Source organism: Dolichospermum sp. FACHB-1091, from assembly GCF_014697585.1.
In the GTDB taxonomy this organism is placed as follows: Bacteria; Cyanobacteriota; Cyanobacteriia; order Cyanobacteriales; family Nostocaceae; genus Dolichospermum.
Map to the genome: position 1 here is coordinate 21,792 of NZ_JACJSB010000005.1, position 15,285 is coordinate 37,076.

Annotated in this window: 12 protein-coding genes and 1 tRNA gene; 9 read left to right on the forward strand and 4 right to left on the reverse strand. The window is 37.8% G+C overall.

The annotated features are described in order from the left end of the window. Positions 1–130: 130 nt before the first annotated feature. The 3 genes from H6G25_RS04580 to H6G25_RS04590 all read left to right on the forward strand — a co-directional run bounded on the left by H6G25_RS04580 (position 131) and on the right by H6G25_RS04590 (position 2,296). Complete coding sequence (locus H6G25_RS04580; RefSeq protein ID WP_190391451.1) at positions 131–1,006, forward strand: M48 family metallopeptidase; 876 nt, start codon at positions 131–133, stop codon at positions 1,004–1,006. A 54-nt stretch (positions 1,007–1,060) separates the two neighbouring features. Beyond that, the gene (locus H6G25_RS04585) at positions 1,061–2,137 is read left to right on the forward strand and encodes an alpha-hydroxy acid oxidase (protein WP_190391452.1); all 1,077 of its coding nucleotides are present in this window, start codon (positions 1,061–1,063) and stop codon (positions 2,135–2,137) included. A 75-nt stretch (positions 2,138–2,212) separates the two neighbouring features. Further along, positions 2,213–2,296: transfer RNA gene (locus H6G25_RS04590), tRNA-Leu, on the forward strand. 81 nt (positions 2,297–2,377) lie between these two features. On the opposite strand, the gene H6G25_RS04595 is transcribed toward H6G25_RS04590, so the two are convergent. After that, on the reverse strand, positions 2,378–3,493 hold the full coding sequence (locus tag H6G25_RS04595; RefSeq protein ID WP_190391453.1) for an ABC transporter permease: 1,116 nt from the start codon (positions 3,491–3,493) through the stop codon (positions 2,378–2,380). An 89-nt stretch (positions 3,494–3,582) separates the two neighbouring features. Between H6G25_RS04595 and H6G25_RS04600 the strand changes: the two genes are divergently transcribed. The 3 genes from H6G25_RS04600 to H6G25_RS04610 all read left to right on the forward strand — a co-directional run bounded on the left by H6G25_RS04600 (position 3,583) and on the right by H6G25_RS04610 (position 6,449). After that, complete coding sequence (locus tag H6G25_RS04600) at positions 3,583–4,749, forward strand: aminotransferase class V-fold PLP-dependent enzyme (RefSeq protein WP_190391454.1); 1,167 nt, start codon at positions 3,583–3,585, stop codon at positions 4,747–4,749. Positions 4,750–4,875: 126 nt separating this feature from the next. After that, a complete protein-coding gene (locus H6G25_RS04605) occupies positions 4,876–5,949 on the forward strand; it encodes a glycosyl transferase (protein WP_190391455.1) in 1,074 nt (357 codons plus the stop codon). Between the two features lie 86 nt (positions 5,950–6,035). Then, positions 6,036–6,449: a secondary thiamine-phosphate synthase enzyme YjbQ gene (locus H6G25_RS04610; protein ID WP_190391456.1), complete on the forward strand. Its 414-nt coding sequence runs from the start codon at positions 6,036–6,038 to the stop codon at positions 6,447–6,449. Positions 6,450–6,545: 96 nt separating this feature from the next. Here the strand turns inward: H6G25_RS04610 and rppA are convergent, their stop codons facing one another. After that, positions 6,546–7,238 (reverse strand): two-component system response regulator RppA, encoded by a 693-nt coding sequence (gene rppA, locus H6G25_RS04615; protein ID WP_190391457.1) that lies wholly within the window; start codon positions 7,236–7,238, stop codon positions 6,546–6,548. A gap of 75 nt (positions 7,239–7,313) precedes the next feature. Between rppA and hisG the strand changes: the two genes are divergently transcribed. Beyond that, positions 7,314–7,958: an ATP phosphoribosyltransferase gene (gene hisG / locus H6G25_RS04620; protein ID WP_028089852.1), complete on the forward strand. Its 645-nt coding sequence runs from the start codon at positions 7,314–7,316 to the stop codon at positions 7,956–7,958. A gap of 241 nt (positions 7,959–8,199) precedes the next feature. Here the strand turns inward: hisG and H6G25_RS04625 are convergent, their stop codons facing one another. Further along, positions 8,200–9,579, reverse strand: coding sequence for a cytochrome c biogenesis protein (locus tag H6G25_RS04625; protein WP_190391458.1), 1,380 nt, complete (start codon positions 9,577–9,579; stop codon positions 8,200–8,202). 3 nt (positions 9,580–9,582) lie between these two features. Beyond that, the gene (locus H6G25_RS04630) at positions 9,583–10,323 is read right to left on the reverse strand and encodes a cytochrome c biogenesis protein CcdA (protein ID WP_190391459.1); all 741 of its coding nucleotides are present in this window, start codon (positions 10,321–10,323) and stop codon (positions 9,583–9,585) included. Positions 10,324–11,080: 757 nt separating this feature from the next. Here H6G25_RS04630 and ppsA point away from each other — a divergent pair. Further along, positions 11,081–13,516: a phosphoenolpyruvate synthase gene (gene ppsA / locus H6G25_RS04635; RefSeq protein WP_190391460.1), complete on the forward strand. Its 2,436-nt coding sequence runs from the start codon at positions 11,081–11,083 to the stop codon at positions 13,514–13,516. An 87-nt stretch (positions 13,517–13,603) separates the two neighbouring features. Next, positions 13,604–15,112, forward strand: coding sequence for a pyruvate kinase (locus H6G25_RS04640; RefSeq protein WP_190391461.1), 1,509 nt, complete (start codon positions 13,604–13,606; stop codon positions 15,110–15,112). The last annotated feature ends 173 nt before the right edge of the window (positions 15,113–15,285 follow it).

Consider the following 15,285-nt stretch of genomic DNA (forward strand, 5'->3'; position numbering starts at 1 on the left):
AAAGCATTATATCGTAGGTTGGGTTGACTCAAGGAAACCCAACAAAATTCTTGGTAATATTATATTGGGTTTTGCTCTTGCTCAACCCAACCTACATTTCCTTTTTTATTTTTTAATTTTTTTAAATACTATGTCCCTATTTAAAAGCTCACTAATCGGTTTAAAAGCTGACTCGTTCCGTCATCCTCTAGACTTGGAAGCTACTAAAACGCTCAAGCAAATCCCTGGTTTAGATATGATGGTGAGAAATTGGCTCGGTCCAATGGCCGAACAGGTTTTTTATGTAGAGAATATCGCTTCTAGTATTTTAGTAGGAGAAAAACAACTCCCAGAATTACACAAATTATTATTAGAAGCTTGTCAAATTCTTGACATTGAGCCGCCTCAATTATATGTGCGTCAACATCCAGCCCCTAACGCTTATACCTTTGCTATGCGGGGTAAACAGCCCTTTGTGGTTATCCACACATCCTTAATTGAGATATTGACACCAGCAGAAATACAGGCGGTAATTGCCCATGAATTAGGTCATCTAAAATGCGATCACAGCGTGTATTTAACGCCAGTGAATTTACTGATTTTAGCTGCCGCAGTTGTGCCAAATATTGGTGCTGTATTGGCACAAGCTATGCAGTCACAATTATTAGAATGGGTACGCTGTGCTGAGTTTACCTGTGATCGTGCCGCTTTGTTAGCCACCCAAGACCCTAAAATAGTCATGTCAGTATTAATGAAGTTAGCCGGTGGTTCTCCCAGTTTAGCACCCCAATTGAATTTAGATGCCTTTATTGACCAAGCTCGTGCCTATGATGACATTAGTAAAACGGAATTGGGGGAAATGGTGAAATCTGCTCGCACAGCCCAATTAAGCCACCCTGTCCCCGTATTGCGGGCGCGAGAAATTGATCGGTGGGCAAGTAGTCAAGAATACCAAAAAATATTGGAAAATCACAGTATTAATCATCAAGACGAAACTGCATCCCCAGGAGGTTGGCGTAATTGGTAGATTATATCTTAGGTTTTGAAACTGATCTTGCTAGATAAATTACCTTTACGCAACATGAATCTATCACCGATTAATTTATTCGCATACGAACAAATGGCAAAAGAGCATCTTTCACAGATGGCTTTTGACTATTATAGTAGTGGTGCATGGGATGAAATTACGCTGCAAGATAATCGTGCTGCGTTTGCAAGAGTTAAACTTTATCCAAGAATGCTAGTTGATGTTAGTGAAGTTAACTTAACTACCAAGATTTTAGGGGCATATTTGCGATTACCTCTGTTAATTGCGCCCATGGCCTTTCAAGGTCTGGCGCATCCAGAAGGTGAAATTGCTACAGCCTTAGCTGCGGAAATTGCAGGTGTCGGTATGGTGTTGAGTACATTAGCTAATAAGAGTTTAGAAGAAGTAGCTACTGTTGCTAATGGTTTACAATGGTTTCAACTTTATATCCACAAAGATCAGGGTTTAACTAGGGCTTTGGTGGAAAGAGCCTATAGAGCGGGCTACAAAGCGATTTGTCTGACTGTAGATGCTCCCGTGTTGGGAAAACGAGAACGAGACCAACTTAATCAGTTTACCCTACCTGCTGGTTTACAGCTTGGTAATTTCACCAATATCTCCGGTTTAGAGATTCCCCAAGAACAAGGAGAATCTGGTTTATTGACTTATTTTAGCCAGCAAATTAACCCCGCAGTCACTTGGAAAGACTTGCAATGGTTACAATCTATTAGCCCCTTACCTGTGGTCGTTAAAGGAATTTTACGATCTGATGATGCGGTTCGGGCTGTGGAACATGGCGCTCAAGCAATTGTTGTTTCTAATCATGGCGGTAGACAATTAGACGGGGCGATCGCTTCTTTGGATGCTCTAGCCCCAATTGTAGCAGCAGTAAACGGACGGGCAGAGGTTTTGTTAGATGGTGGGATTCGTCGAGGCACAGACATAATTAAAGCCTTAGCACTGGGGGCAAAGGCTGTACTCATTGGCCGGCCTGTGTTATGGGGATTAGCGGTGGCTGGAAAAACTGGTGTATCTCATATCATCTCCCTACTAGAGGATGAGTTAAAGGTAGCAATGGCACTCAGTGGATGTCCCAGATTGGAGGATATTGATTCATCAATTGCTGACTAAAAAATTTCTCAAAAAAAATCTCAATACCTATTGCCAAAATCAAAAAATAGGCTATAATGAGAAAGTTACACCCAAGGGCGGGTGGCGGAATTGGTAGACGCACCGCACTCAAAATGCGGCGACCGTGAGGTCATAGGAGTTCGATTCTCCTCCTGCCCATCTTTGGCAACTGACTAAGTGTTTGACAAATTTAGGTAATTAGTCCCACAGCTAGACAAAGCTATGGGAAGCGGTGGCTATTTACCTCTGTAAACTACGAGGATCAAGTGCATCACGCAAACCATCACCTAATACATTGAATGACAAAACTGTAATAATAATCAAAATTGCCGGTGGTAAAATTAACCAAGGTTGTAACACTAAAATAGAAGCATTACTAGCTAAAGAAAGCATATTTCCCCAAGAAGGATCTGGTTGTTGAATCCCTAAACCAATCAAACTCAAAACTGCTTCCGCACCAATAAAACTAGGAATTGTCAAAGTAGCAGAAATAATGATATAAGTTGCCGTTTGTGGCAGAACATGACGGACAATAATATAAATTGGATTACCACCCATTACCCTTGCTGCTTGCACAAATTCGAGTTCTTTAATTGATAATACCTGTCCGCGAATTATTCTGGCTAAACCTGCCCAACTAATTACAGAAGTGATCACAATAATTAATAAAAATCGCTGAGTGCTGGTTAATTTTGGGCTCAAAATACTTGATAATGCTACTAATAAATAAATACTCGGAAAGGTCATCAAGACTTCTGCTAAACGCATGATGATACTATCAATTATTCCGCCAAAATAGCCGGAAATACCACCAGTAAGCAATGCCAATGGATAGGTAATGATAATCCCGAAAATACCAATAAACATACTAATTCGACCACCATGTAACAAGCGACTAAATTGGTCGCGTCCTTGTTCGTCTGTTCCCAAAATATTAAATTTTGCGTCACCAATAACCCCAAATAAATGCCAATTTAAGGAAATACCAGGAATAATTGTGACTTCTTGCCATTTTGGAGGTAGGGAAATACTCAAATTGAATAATTGATATTTTGGTCCAGTAACAAATAACCGTAATGGTGAAGGCTTTGTCTGATCTATAATTATTTTTCTTTCCCCAGTTTCTAAGTTAGTATCGCCTTGTGTTGTAGGATATACGTGGGGTCCAATAAACTGCCCTGATTGAGATACCCAATGAATCTGAGTCGGTGGAAGTAGTGAACCGTTCGGTTGTGAATCATAAGGGTTATAAGGAGCGATAAAATCAGCACCAATTACGGCTAAATAGAAGCAGAAGAGGACAATTGCCCCAGATCGTGCTAAAGGATTTTTGTTAAGTCGTTGCCACCAATTCATAGTTTTTGATGTAGAATTTGATGTTGATTATTTATTGATAAAAGTATATATCAATGAATTAGATAAAAACCACAAACCTAGTTGATTTTATGAATAAATTACATCACCATCGCGCCCAATTTCCCGCTTTAAGTAATAAAATTTATTTTAATTACGGGGGACAGGGTCCAATGCCTCAAGGGGCTATGGATGCTATTACCCAATCTCAGGCACATATTCAACATCTCGGTCCTTTTGGTAATGCGGCCTATGGTTGGATATCACCGCAAATACAAGCCAGTCGAGAAGCGATCGCATCCACATTAAATATACCATCTAACACAATTACCCTCACTGGTAATGTTACCATAGGTTGTAATATTGCTATGTGGGGTATTGATTGGCAACCGGGTGATCATCTACTGCTCTCCGACTGTGAACACCCTGGAGTCATTGCTACTGCTCAAGAAATTGCCCGTAGATTTGCGGTAGAAGTTACTACCTGTCCCTTAATGGCTACTTTAAATGAGGGAAATCCTATCAATATTATTGCTGAAGATCTCCGTCCTCGTACCCGCTTAGTAGTTTTAAGTCATGTTTTATGGAATACTGGTCAAGTTTTACCTATTGACAAAATTGTAGAACTATGCAGAAGTAATAATTCTCTGCTGTTGATAGACGCGGCTCAGTCGGTGGGTGTTCTCCCTGTAGATTTAACCGCATTGGATGTAGATTTTTATGCCTTTACTGGTCACAAATGGTTATGTGGTCCTGCTGGTGTAGGTGGTTTATATGTCCGTCCCGAAACCAGGGAAAATTTGCATCCTACATTTATTGGTTTAAACGGAGTCACTACTAATAGTCAAGCTCAACCAACTGGTTGGCAACCAGATGGGCGAAGATATGAAGTTTCTACTTCATCAACACCATTATATATAGGTTTAAAAGCAGCAATTACAGTTCATGAACAGTGGGGAACAGCAGAGGAAAGATATCAGCAAATTTGCCAAAATAGTCAATATCTTTGGCAAAAATTAAACTCTTTATCTAATATCAAATGTTTAAAAAATTCTCCTCCAGAAAGCGGATTAGTCTCTTTTCAATTAACTAATCAACCTAGTATTAAATTAGTGCAATATCTAGAATCACAAAATATTTTAACCAGAACAATTGCTCATCCTAACTGTATTCGTGTTAGCGTTCATTACTTAACATTGGAATCAGAAATTGATGAATTAATCACAGCAGTATCAAATTTTAGAGAAATGGGCGACTAGAAATCGCGGCTAAACAGACAAAACCCACCTTCGTGGGTTAAATTGTATTAGTCCACTGTCGTGGACTTTGCTTGTGTAGTAGCGATTTGCAATCGCCTAATACTCTTTTTAACCTTGTTTTAAATCATGAAAAGACCAACTATATATATAGCCATTACCAATCACGGTTTTGGTCATGCTACCCGCACAGCTTCCATAGCCAATACCATTCAAAAATTATGCCCCGAAGCGTTATTAATTCTAGTTACTACTGCACCTCGCTGGTTACTAGAATCCTATATAGAAGGTGATTTTATTTTACGTCAACGGGCGTTTGATTTAGGTGTTATTCAAATTGATAGTTTGATCATGGATAAACCAGCCACTTTAGAAAAGTTGCGAGAAATCAAAAAAAATCACAAAGCTTTAATTGCTTCAGAAGTTAATTTTATTCGTCAAAATCGTGTTAATCTGATTTTGGCAGATATTCCCTTTCTTGCGGCTGGATTTGCTGAAGCTGCGAATATTCCTTGCTGGATGATCAGTAATTTTGGTTGGGATTTAATTTATCGAGATTGGGGAGGAGAATTTACAGAAATTGCTGATTGGATTAGTGATTGGTATGGAAGATCTAACCGTTTATTTCGTCTTCCTTTTCATGAACCAATGTCGGCTTTTCCCAATATCACTGATGTAGGTTTAACCGGTGGTTATCCTCGTTTTGCTACTGATGAATTACGCAGCAATTGGGGAATAACCACACCTCCAGAAAAAACCATTTTACTAACATTTGGGGGTTATAGTTTGCAAGAAATTCCCTATGCTAATATTAGCAAATTTCCCGATTGGCAATTTATTACTTTTGATTTTTTAGCCCCAGATTTACCCAACTTAATTAAAGTTACAAATCGTCAATATCGTCCTGTAGATTTTATGCCAATTTGCGGGAGAATTATCTCTAAACCTGGTTATGGGACATTTTCAGAAGCGACACTTTTAGATGTACCAGTAGTAACTATCCCCCGTGATGATTTTGCAGAGGCAGCTTTTATGTTAGCAGGAATTGCCAATTATAATCATCATCAAATTATTACTGTACGGGAATTTTTTCAAGGAGATTGGGATTTTCTTTATCAGTTACCCCAACCACCAAAGCAAACACAAGTAATAAATAAAGACGGGAATGAAATAATTGCCAAAGCTGTGATAGATTATTTGTAAGTATTCAGATACCCGACTTCTACTATTGATTCAATATTTCTTGATATCTTTAAAAAAGAAGTTGGGGATCTTACACCATTAGGATTATGACACACTACCAAAAATTATTAAGAGTCTCCACCAATGGCAAATCATTTCACAATATTACTGCTAAAATTGAAGCAATTGTGGCCGAATCTGGGGTAGAAACTGGGCTTTGTAGTTTATTTTTACGTCACACATCAGCTAGTTTAGTAATTCAAGAAAATGCTGATCCTGATGTATTAGTTGATTTAGCTAATTTCATGGCGAAGATAGTACCAGAAGGAAACTATTATATTCATGATGCAGAAGGACCCGATGATATGCCAGGACATATTCGCACAGTTTTAACCCATACTTCTGAACAAATTCCCATTAATCGTGGTCATTTAGTATTAGGAACATGGCAAGGAATCTATGTTTGGGAACATCGTCAACAGAATAATGTGAGAGAATTAGTAGTTCATATTTCTGGATAAATTTGGATAGATTTGAATAGATTTAGATCCCCGACTTCTTCAAGAAGTCGGTTAAAACTGACTTTAATTATTAGGTTTATTCTGGTTTATTCTGGTTTATTCAATGAAAATACGGCCAAAACGATAACCTTTCCCATAAACAGTATGAATAAGTTGAGTTTTATCCCCTATTTCTACCTTACGACGCAACAGACGAATTAAAGCCGCAATTACATTACTATTAGGTTGTTCCTCATTTTGCCATAAATGCTGTAAAATTTGGGCATGAGTTAATAATTGTCCGGTGTTTTCCATAAAATACTGTAATAATTGACTTTCTTTTTGAGAGAGTTCAATCATTCTTCCGTGACGATAAGCTATTTGATTTTGGATATCAAGTTCTAAATCTCCTACAATTAATTTTCCCGTTATATTACTATGAGATTCTGTACCAGCACGACGCAATAAAGCCCGAACTCTTGCTAGTAATTCCCGCAATTCAAAAGGTTTTACCAAATAATCATCAGCACCCGCGTCTAAACCTTGAACTCTATCGTCAAGAGTATCTTTGGCCGTCAGAAATAACACAGGAGTTGTTTTACCTTGAGAACGTAATTCCTGGCAAATCTCCAACCCAGTTTTTCCTGGTAACATCCAATCTAAAATCAGTAGATCATAACTGCCTATTTTTGTCAAATTGCTGCCACTGATGCCATCATAAGTAGTATCAACACTGTAACCTTCACGGGTTAAAAGACGACTTAAAGGGTCAGTTAGTTCAATTTCATCATCAACTAATAAAATTTTCATTTTGTTGGTAATGGACAATATAGATATATTCTCAATATAGTGAATTATAAACACATTAAGGACATCAAAAAAAGAATGTTAACTGTTGCCATACCAAAAGGTGAATTACTTAAACCTACTCTTAAGCTATTACAATCTGTGGGATTAGATTTTAGTGCTTTCTTAGAATCAGGAAACCGTCAATTGCAAATTCCTGATACTAGTGGACAAGCCAAAGGGCTGTTAGTCCGAGCGCAAGATGTGCCTGTTTATGTAGAATATGGTCAAGCACAGTTGGGAGTTGTGGGTTACGATGTTATTAGAGAAAAACAGCCTCAAGTAGCGCAATTAGTAGATTTAAAGTTTGGATATTGTCGAATGTCTGTGGCTGTAAAAGCGAACAGTTCCTACAAATCTCCTTTGGATTTACCCGCACATGGTCGGGTTGCTTCTAAATATGTAAATTGTGCGCGAGAATATTTCCAAGGTTTAGATTTACCCATAGAAATTGTCCCTTTGTATGGTTCTGTGGAATTGGGTCCAATTACGGGAATGTCGGAAGCAATTGTTGATTTAGTTTCCACGGGCAAGACTTTAAAGGAAAATGGTTTAATTGAAATTGCCACTTTGTATGAAAGTACAGCGCGGTTAATTGTTCACCCTTTAAGCTACCGTTTGAATACAGGTAATTTACATCAATTAATTGCACAAATGCGGTTAGAAATACTCAACCCAGTTTAATTTATTAAGTAGGTTGGCGTGAAAAATTGTCGTTATGACAAGGGAACAGGGAACAGGGAACAGGGAACAGGGAACAGGGAACAGGGAACAGGTTTTGGGCGACTTTACTTTTCGTTACTTATGTCGGTTTTTTTCCGTTCACCTACTTAGTATAGGCAATTAGTAGGTTGGGTTGAAGAATGAAAACCAACATTTTCGAGATTTTTTTGGATTTCCCAAAGCCTCAACCCAACCTACAAAATTACTCACCTTTTTCTATTTTGCTGACCGAACTAATTTGATCTAAAATTGTCAAAACTTCTTGTTCAAATGCAACTTGAGCGCGGTTAGTTTTACCTCCAATATATAAAGTTTCACCTGTTTGTAAAGCCCAAATTTGGGAATGGGAAAAATAACTCATGACTACACCCAACATTAATAAAGCAAAACCAGTATAAACAATGGGAATACCCGGATCAAATTTAATTTGTAAACCCGTACTACCAATGACATCAATAATTTTTAAATTAACTCCATTTACAGGGATAGACATTCCTGCACGCACAGTATTAATTAATTTACCTTGAGCATCATAAATTAATACCATTCCTTGTAAATCTTTAGCTAATAGAGAAACACCTTCGCTTAAATCAGGCTTTGTTGGTATCCAAGTTCCCCAAATTCTACCTTTACCTTTGGTGTCTAATTGTGCCATTGGTAATTGGAAAATTGGACTTTTATTTAATCTTACCTGAACGCTGGAAATTCCCCAATCTGTTTGATAGAAAACTACACCATGATAACGCAGAGGTTTGTTAACATAAATCTTCTCATGATTAACTTCTTCACCCTGATTATTCAGCACAGACATATCTGAATAAAATTGGTCAATTCCTCCCGTTGGTGTGTAATCAATCCAAAAGCGATTAACGCGCACAGACCAATCTTTTAACACATCTTGAGAAGACCAAGCACCAGCATCAACAATATTTTTTACTTGGAATGTATCCCCACTAGAAATCATTTCTTGAGCCATAAATCCCGTCATTGATCCACAAATTCCGCCTAATAAAATGGCGACAATACCAATGTGAACAATGATCGGACCAATGCGACCAATTATACCTTTACGAGCATAAAGAATATCATCTTTCTCTTGAAAAATCCGATAACTTTTTTGCTGCAAAATTGGCGTAATTGACTGTAGGGAAACACCCGCTAATTCAGCACTCAAAGCTAATTTTTGAAACTGGCGAGGTTCTGCGTAATATTTCCATTTCTGAGCAGCTTTCAGGGCTGGTAATTGACGAGTAAAGGTACAAGCTGTTAAACTCGTTCCAAATAGAACTAATAAACTCAAAAACCACCAAGTTCGATATACATGATCTAACCCGACTACTTGAATAACTTTCCAAGTGAGAAACCCAAATAAAGCGGGATGTTCTGGATAGTTAGATTGGTAAAATGCAGGTAATTGTCCTTGTTCAATGACAGTACCACTAACACTAAATAAGGCAATTACTAATAAGAGGATAATTGCCAAACGTAAATCAGTTAATATGGGTAAAATTTTTCGCCGCATAAATTTCCCAGGTATTAACCACCAAATTAATTCTGTGGATGTTGTTTGATCTAAAGTCATTATTTAGAAACTACTAATAGGGATACGAGAAACTAAGGAAAAAACACCAAAACCTACTAATAATGCCCCGCTAACAGGATTTATCCAGCCAGACCAACGGCGCAATTCTAATAGTTTTTTAATACTAGCAGTAAACGTACCTGCTAAAATTAATGGAGCTACATATCCGGCTGTATAAGCAAGTAGCAAAACAGCACCTAAAACTAAATCTTGGCTATTAGCAACCCAACCTAATAAACTCGCTAAAACTGGTGTGCTGCAAGGAGAAGCAACCAACCCAAATGTTAAGCCAATAGAGTAGGAACGCACTCCGGGAGGCAAATCCTCAGAAATCCAAGTTGTGTCATTTAAAGAAGGAAATTGTATGGGTAATGCTTCTAATAAGTTTAATCCCATAATAATAGCAATAATGCTCACAATAATTGGTAAACCAATTCCTATTTGACCGTAGACTTTACCCACTAAACCTGCTATAATTCCCATTCCTGCCAGTGTAGTTGCTAATCCTAACGCAAACCAAGTTGATTGAACTGCTGCTTGTAAGCGGGTTTTAGCTTCATAACCACCAATATAGCCAATAGTAATGGGCAACATAGACAGCATACAGGGTGTGAGACTGGTAAGCAAGCCAGCGGCGAAAATAATGCCAATACTCACAATACTTAAGTGGGCAAGTTGGTTAGCAACAAGGGTGTTAGCAAATTGTTCCAGTTCGTAAATTCGGGTTTCTAGAATTTCTAACATGAATATGTTTAAGTAGAAAATGCTTACTCTGCTCAGATTTTAACGTATTTCGGGTTGTAGAGTTCGCTGTATGGAGGGGCAGTTTTGGGGTTAATGGTCTTATTCTCAGGTGAAAGTCAGAAAGAAGTCAGAAAGAAGTCAGAAAGAAGTCAGAAAGAAGTCAGAAAGAAGTCAGGTGTTCTCAGGTGAAAGGGGTGAAAGGGGTGAAAGTCAGAAAGAAGTCAGGTGTTCTCAGGTTTGAAGTCAGGTAACGGTGGGGTTTAATGGATAAGTAAGTAGGTGAACGGAAAAAACCAAGATAAGTAACGAAAAGTAAAGTTGCCCAAAACCTCTTCCCAGTTAAGAGTCAAGAGTTCCCTTGTCATAACGACGATTTTTAACGCCAACCTACTTAAGCAGTTATGTAAAATTAATTAATTTTCCATGTTAAAAATTTTGTATACTTTACTACCCATCTTTCACACCCTTAACTTAACTGTCACACAACGAAAATTGGTCCTGTTGTATGTATTACGTATTATTTCGCCATCTGATCTGAAACTGAATTATAGTCTAGAATGTGAACATATCAGCAACATCCTAGAAGATAATACATTAGACATCTCCGGTAAAAATTGTAGATCCGAAAATCCCTACATGATGAACGCCTCTACAAAGGTTTCAACTCACGCATATTTATTTAATTTTCACCAGATGTCTATTTAGATAAATTCGGTTCTGAATTAAATAATATTAGCTATTTAAGGAATTTCAGAAGATGCTGGAAATTAAACGCAATCAAGAAAATAGCCAAGCTATCCCAGAAGCTTTAGTATTACCCTTTAATTCCGTGGGAATTGCAGATATTCCCTTGGTAGGTGGTAAAAACGCCTCTTTAGGGGAAATGATTCAACAATTAAATTCCAAAGGGGTGAAAGTTCCTAATGGTTTTGCGACTACTGCTGGTGCTTATAGATATTTTATTACTGGGGCTGGTTTAGAGGTAAAATTAAGGAAGATTTTTGCAGATTTAGATGTCGAAGATATGGATAATCTGCGGGAATGTGGGAAAAAAGCCAGATCATTGATGTTAGAAACTCCATTTCCGCTAGAATTACAAGAAGCGATCGCTAATTCCTATCAAAGTTTATGTGCAGAATATGGTATTAATACTGATGTAGCTGTGCGTTCTAGTGCCACAGCCGAAGACTTACCAGATGCGAGTTTTGCGGGACAACAAGAAACTTACCTAAATGTTCATGGACTGCAAGGAGTATTAGAATCTTGTCATAAATGTTTTGCTTCTATTTTTACAGATAGGGCGATTTCCTACCGACAAATTAAAGGTTTTGATCATTTTGAAGTGGCTTTATCTGTCGGTGTCCAAAAAATGGTACGTTCTGATTTAGCATCTTCTGGAGTAATGTTCTCTATTGATACGGAAACAGGTTTCCAAGATGCAGCTTTAATTACCGCTGCTTATGGTTTGGGTGAAACTATTGTTCAAGGCGCTGTTAATCCCGATGAATATTTAGTATTTAAACCCACTTTAAAACAAGGATATAAGCCCATCCTCCAAAAGCGTTTGGGAACAAAAGAAATTAAAATGATTTATGACATAGGTGGGTCAAAATTAACTAAAAATGTTCGTGTTCCTGAAATTGAACGGCATCAATTTGCCCTCAATGATCAAGAAATATTACAATTAGCTGACTGGGCTTGTATCATTGAAGATCATTATTCCCAAATTCGGGGAATAACCACACCAATGGATATTGAATGGGCAAAAGATGGGGTAACTGGTGAATTATTTATCGTCCAAGCTAGACCAGAAACAGTTCAATCTCAAAAATCAAAAACCGTTCTCAAAACTTATCAACTCCAAGAAAAAAGTCAAGTTTTATTAACAGGTCGTAGCGTGGGCGAAATGATCGGTCAAGGTAAAGCTAGAATCATACTTGATGTCCATCAAATTAACCTTTTCCAAGCCGGAGAAGTGCTAGTTACCAACCGCACAGACCCGGACTGGGAACCAATCATGAAAAAGGCCAGTGCTATTGTCACTAACTCTGGTGGTAGAACCTGTCATGCAGCAATTATTGCTAGAGAAATGGGCATTCCTGCTATCGTTGGTTGCGGAAATGGAACTACAATTTTAGAAACTGGACAAGAGATTACTGTTAGTTGTGCCGAAGGGGAAACAGGTCAAGTTTATGCGGGTTTATTAAAGTTTGAAATTCAAGAATTAACTTTAGATAACTTGCCCCGTACCCGCACTAAAATTATGATGAATGTAGGTAATCCTGAAGAAGCCCTGGGTTTGACAGCAATTCCTAATGATGGTGTTGGTTTAGCGAGAATGGAATTTATTATTGCTAACCATATTAAAGCCCACCCTTTAGCATTATTACATTTTGACAAATTAGAAGACGAACTTGCCAAATATAAAATTAGCGAATTAACGGCACAATATGAAAACAAAGCCGAATTTTTTATTACTAAATTAGCCCAAGGTATCGGCACAATTGCAGCAGCATTTTATCCTAAACCTGTAATTGTGAGATTGTCTGATTTCAAAAGTAATGAATATGCCAATCTTTTAGGAGGTAGACAATTTGAACCCAAAGAAGAAAATCCGATGATTGGTTGGCGTGGTGCTTCTCGTTATTATGATCCTCGTTATCGTGAAGGTTTTGCTTTAGAATGTCAAGCCATGAAACGGGTAAGAAATGAAATGGGTTTAACCAATATGATTTTGATGGTTCCCTTTTGTCGTACTCCCGAAGAAGGAAAACAGGTATTAGCAGAAATGGCAAAAAATGGCTTAGTTAAAGGTGAAAATGGCTTAGAAGTTTACGTCATGTGCGAATTACCCAGTAACGTTTTATTAGCTGATGAATTTAGCCAAGTATTTGATGGTTTCTCCATTGGTTCTAATGATTTAACCCAATTAACATTAGGATTAGATCGAGATTCTGAATTAGTTGCACATTTATTTGATGAACGCAATGAAGCTGTAAAACGAATAATTGCTAAAGCCATAACTACAGTTAAACGAAATGGCCGCAAAATCGGTATTTGTGGACAAGCGCCCAGTGATTATCCAGAATTTGCTCGTTTCCTCGTTGCACAAGGTATAGATTCTATTAGTCTAAATCCTGATTCTGTGATCAAAACAATGTTAGAAATTGCCAAAGCAGAAAAAGGGGAATAGGTAATGGGTAATGGGGAATAGGTAATGGGTAATAAGTAATAGGTAACAGTTTTACAACTAACAACTTACCACTGACAACTAACCAATATGCAAACAACAAATCTAGAGTTAGACTTATCTAATCCCTGTATTTTGCTTACCAAATTACAGGAACTTCGTCAATCTATTAGTGAAGAAGGAACAGAAATATTTCAACAATGGAAAAAGCAAATTCACCGTCAATCTTTCATTAATAGTAGCCTCAATTTGGCCTATTATCTAGCACTGAGAAGACACGATTTACGAGAACTACAAGCGGCTTTAATGCCCTGGGGTTTATCATCTTTAGGGAGGATAGAAGCTAAGGTTTTACCGACTTTAGATGCTGTCATTGCCACCTTACAGGCAGTTTGTCGCCCAGAACAAGACTCAACAATTATACATCCTCCTTTGGAATTATTTTTTGAAGGCGATCGCTTGCTGCAACAAAATACTGAAGATTTATTTGGTAACACGATAGATAAGCGTCGCGTCCGAATTATGGTGACGTTACCAAATGAAGCCGCGACTAATTATCAATTTCTGGAAAATATAATTCGTCAAGGCACAAACTGTGTTAGAATAAATTGCGCTCATGATACATCTGTTGAATGGTTAGCAATGATTAATCATGTCAAACAAGCAGAATTAGAATTAGGTTCTGTCTGTAAAATTCTCATGGACTTGAGTGGTCCCAAAGCCCGAATTAAATCTGCCCTTAGCCCCAGCCCCAAACAGCGGATATTTAAAGGTGAATCTCTCCTCCTGGCCCAGGATTTACCAACTGCAATTAATTCTCAATATTTTCAAGTTAGTTGTACAATTCCAGAGGTATTAAAAGAACTCAAAATTGGCACAATAGTTTGGATCGATGATGGACGTATTGGGGCTTATGTAGAGTCAATTACACCCCAGGGTGTATGGTTAAAAATCACCCATGCTAGGCTTAAAGGTGAAAAGATATTACCAGAAAAAGGTATCAATTTTCCTGACACTGATTTGCATTTGAGTTCCCTGACGGCAAAAGATAAACAGGATTTAGACTTTATTACTAGTCATGCGGCTCAAGTTGATATTATCGGCTATTCCTATGTACAAACTGCTGAAGATATTCAGCTTTTACAACAGGAATTAACAGCCAGATTACCAGAAAATTCTCCCATACCTGCCATAGTTGCTAAAATAGAAACACCCCTAGCGGTTAGCAATCTTCCAGAATTAATTATTCAAGCCGCAGGTAAACAACCCTTTGGAATTATGATTGCTAGGGGAGATTTAGCTATTGAGATTGGTTATCAACGTCTAGCGGAAATTCAAGAGGAAATATTATGGTTATGCGAAGCTGCCCATATACCCGTAATTTGGGCAACCCAGGTATTAGAAAATCTCGTCAAACATGGAATGCCTTCACGGGCAGAAATTACCGATGCGGCCATGGCAGAACGAGCAGAATGTGTCATGCTGAATAAAGGTGCTTATATTGTTGAAGCTGTGGGTATTTTAGATGATGTCCTCACCAGAATGCAAGCCCACCAAGTTAAGAAAACACCCCAGTTAAGAGCTTTACATTCTTGGTAATTGGTATGAAAAAAAAAATCAACATAAATCTTCCTTTCTGCCGATGTCTTCACAAAACTATGTGTAGTAATTGTGAATGTTCACTATAGGAAATATTTATAAAGTTGAAAGTTTAATATAACGTTTTCAGCTTACAATCTAACTAGGAAGTTTATAATTGAATTATATCTCCA

Coding starts and splice junctions, on each gene's coding strand:
- hisG (WP_028089852.1), top strand. CDS start 7,314: ATGTTAACTGTTGCCATACCAAAAGGTGAATTACTTAAACCTACTCTT.
- H6G25_RS04580 (WP_190391451.1), top strand. CDS start 131: ATGTCCCTATTTAAAAGCTCACTAATCGGTTTAAAAGCTGACTCGTTC.
- H6G25_RS04625 (WP_190391458.1), bottom strand. CDS start 9,579: ATGACTTTAGATCAAACAACATCCACAGAATTAATTTGGTGGTTAATA.
- H6G25_RS04640 (WP_190391461.1), top strand. CDS start 13,604: ATGCAAACAACAAATCTAGAGTTAGACTTATCTAATCCCTGTATTTTG.
- H6G25_RS04605 (WP_190391455.1), top strand. CDS start 4,876: ATGAAAAGACCAACTATATATATAGCCATTACCAATCACGGTTTTGGT.
- H6G25_RS04610 (WP_190391456.1), top strand. CDS start 6,036: ATGACACACTACCAAAAATTATTAAGAGTCTCCACCAATGGCAAATCA.
- ppsA (WP_190391460.1), top strand. CDS start 11,081: ATGCTGGAAATTAAACGCAATCAAGAAAATAGCCAAGCTATCCCAGAA.
- H6G25_RS04595 (WP_190391453.1), bottom strand. CDS start 3,493: ATGAATTGGTGGCAACGACTTAACAAAAATCCTTTAGCACGATCTGGG.
- H6G25_RS04600 (WP_190391454.1), top strand. CDS start 3,583: ATGAATAAATTACATCACCATCGCGCCCAATTTCCCGCTTTAAGTAAT.
- H6G25_RS04585 (WP_190391452.1), top strand. CDS start 1,061: ATGAATCTATCACCGATTAATTTATTCGCATACGAACAAATGGCAAAA.
- H6G25_RS04630 (WP_190391459.1), bottom strand. CDS start 10,323: ATGTTAGAAATTCTAGAAACCCGAATTTACGAACTGGAACAATTTGCT.
- rppA (WP_190391457.1), bottom strand. CDS start 7,238: ATGAAAATTTTATTAGTTGATGATGAAATTGAACTAACTGACCCTTTA.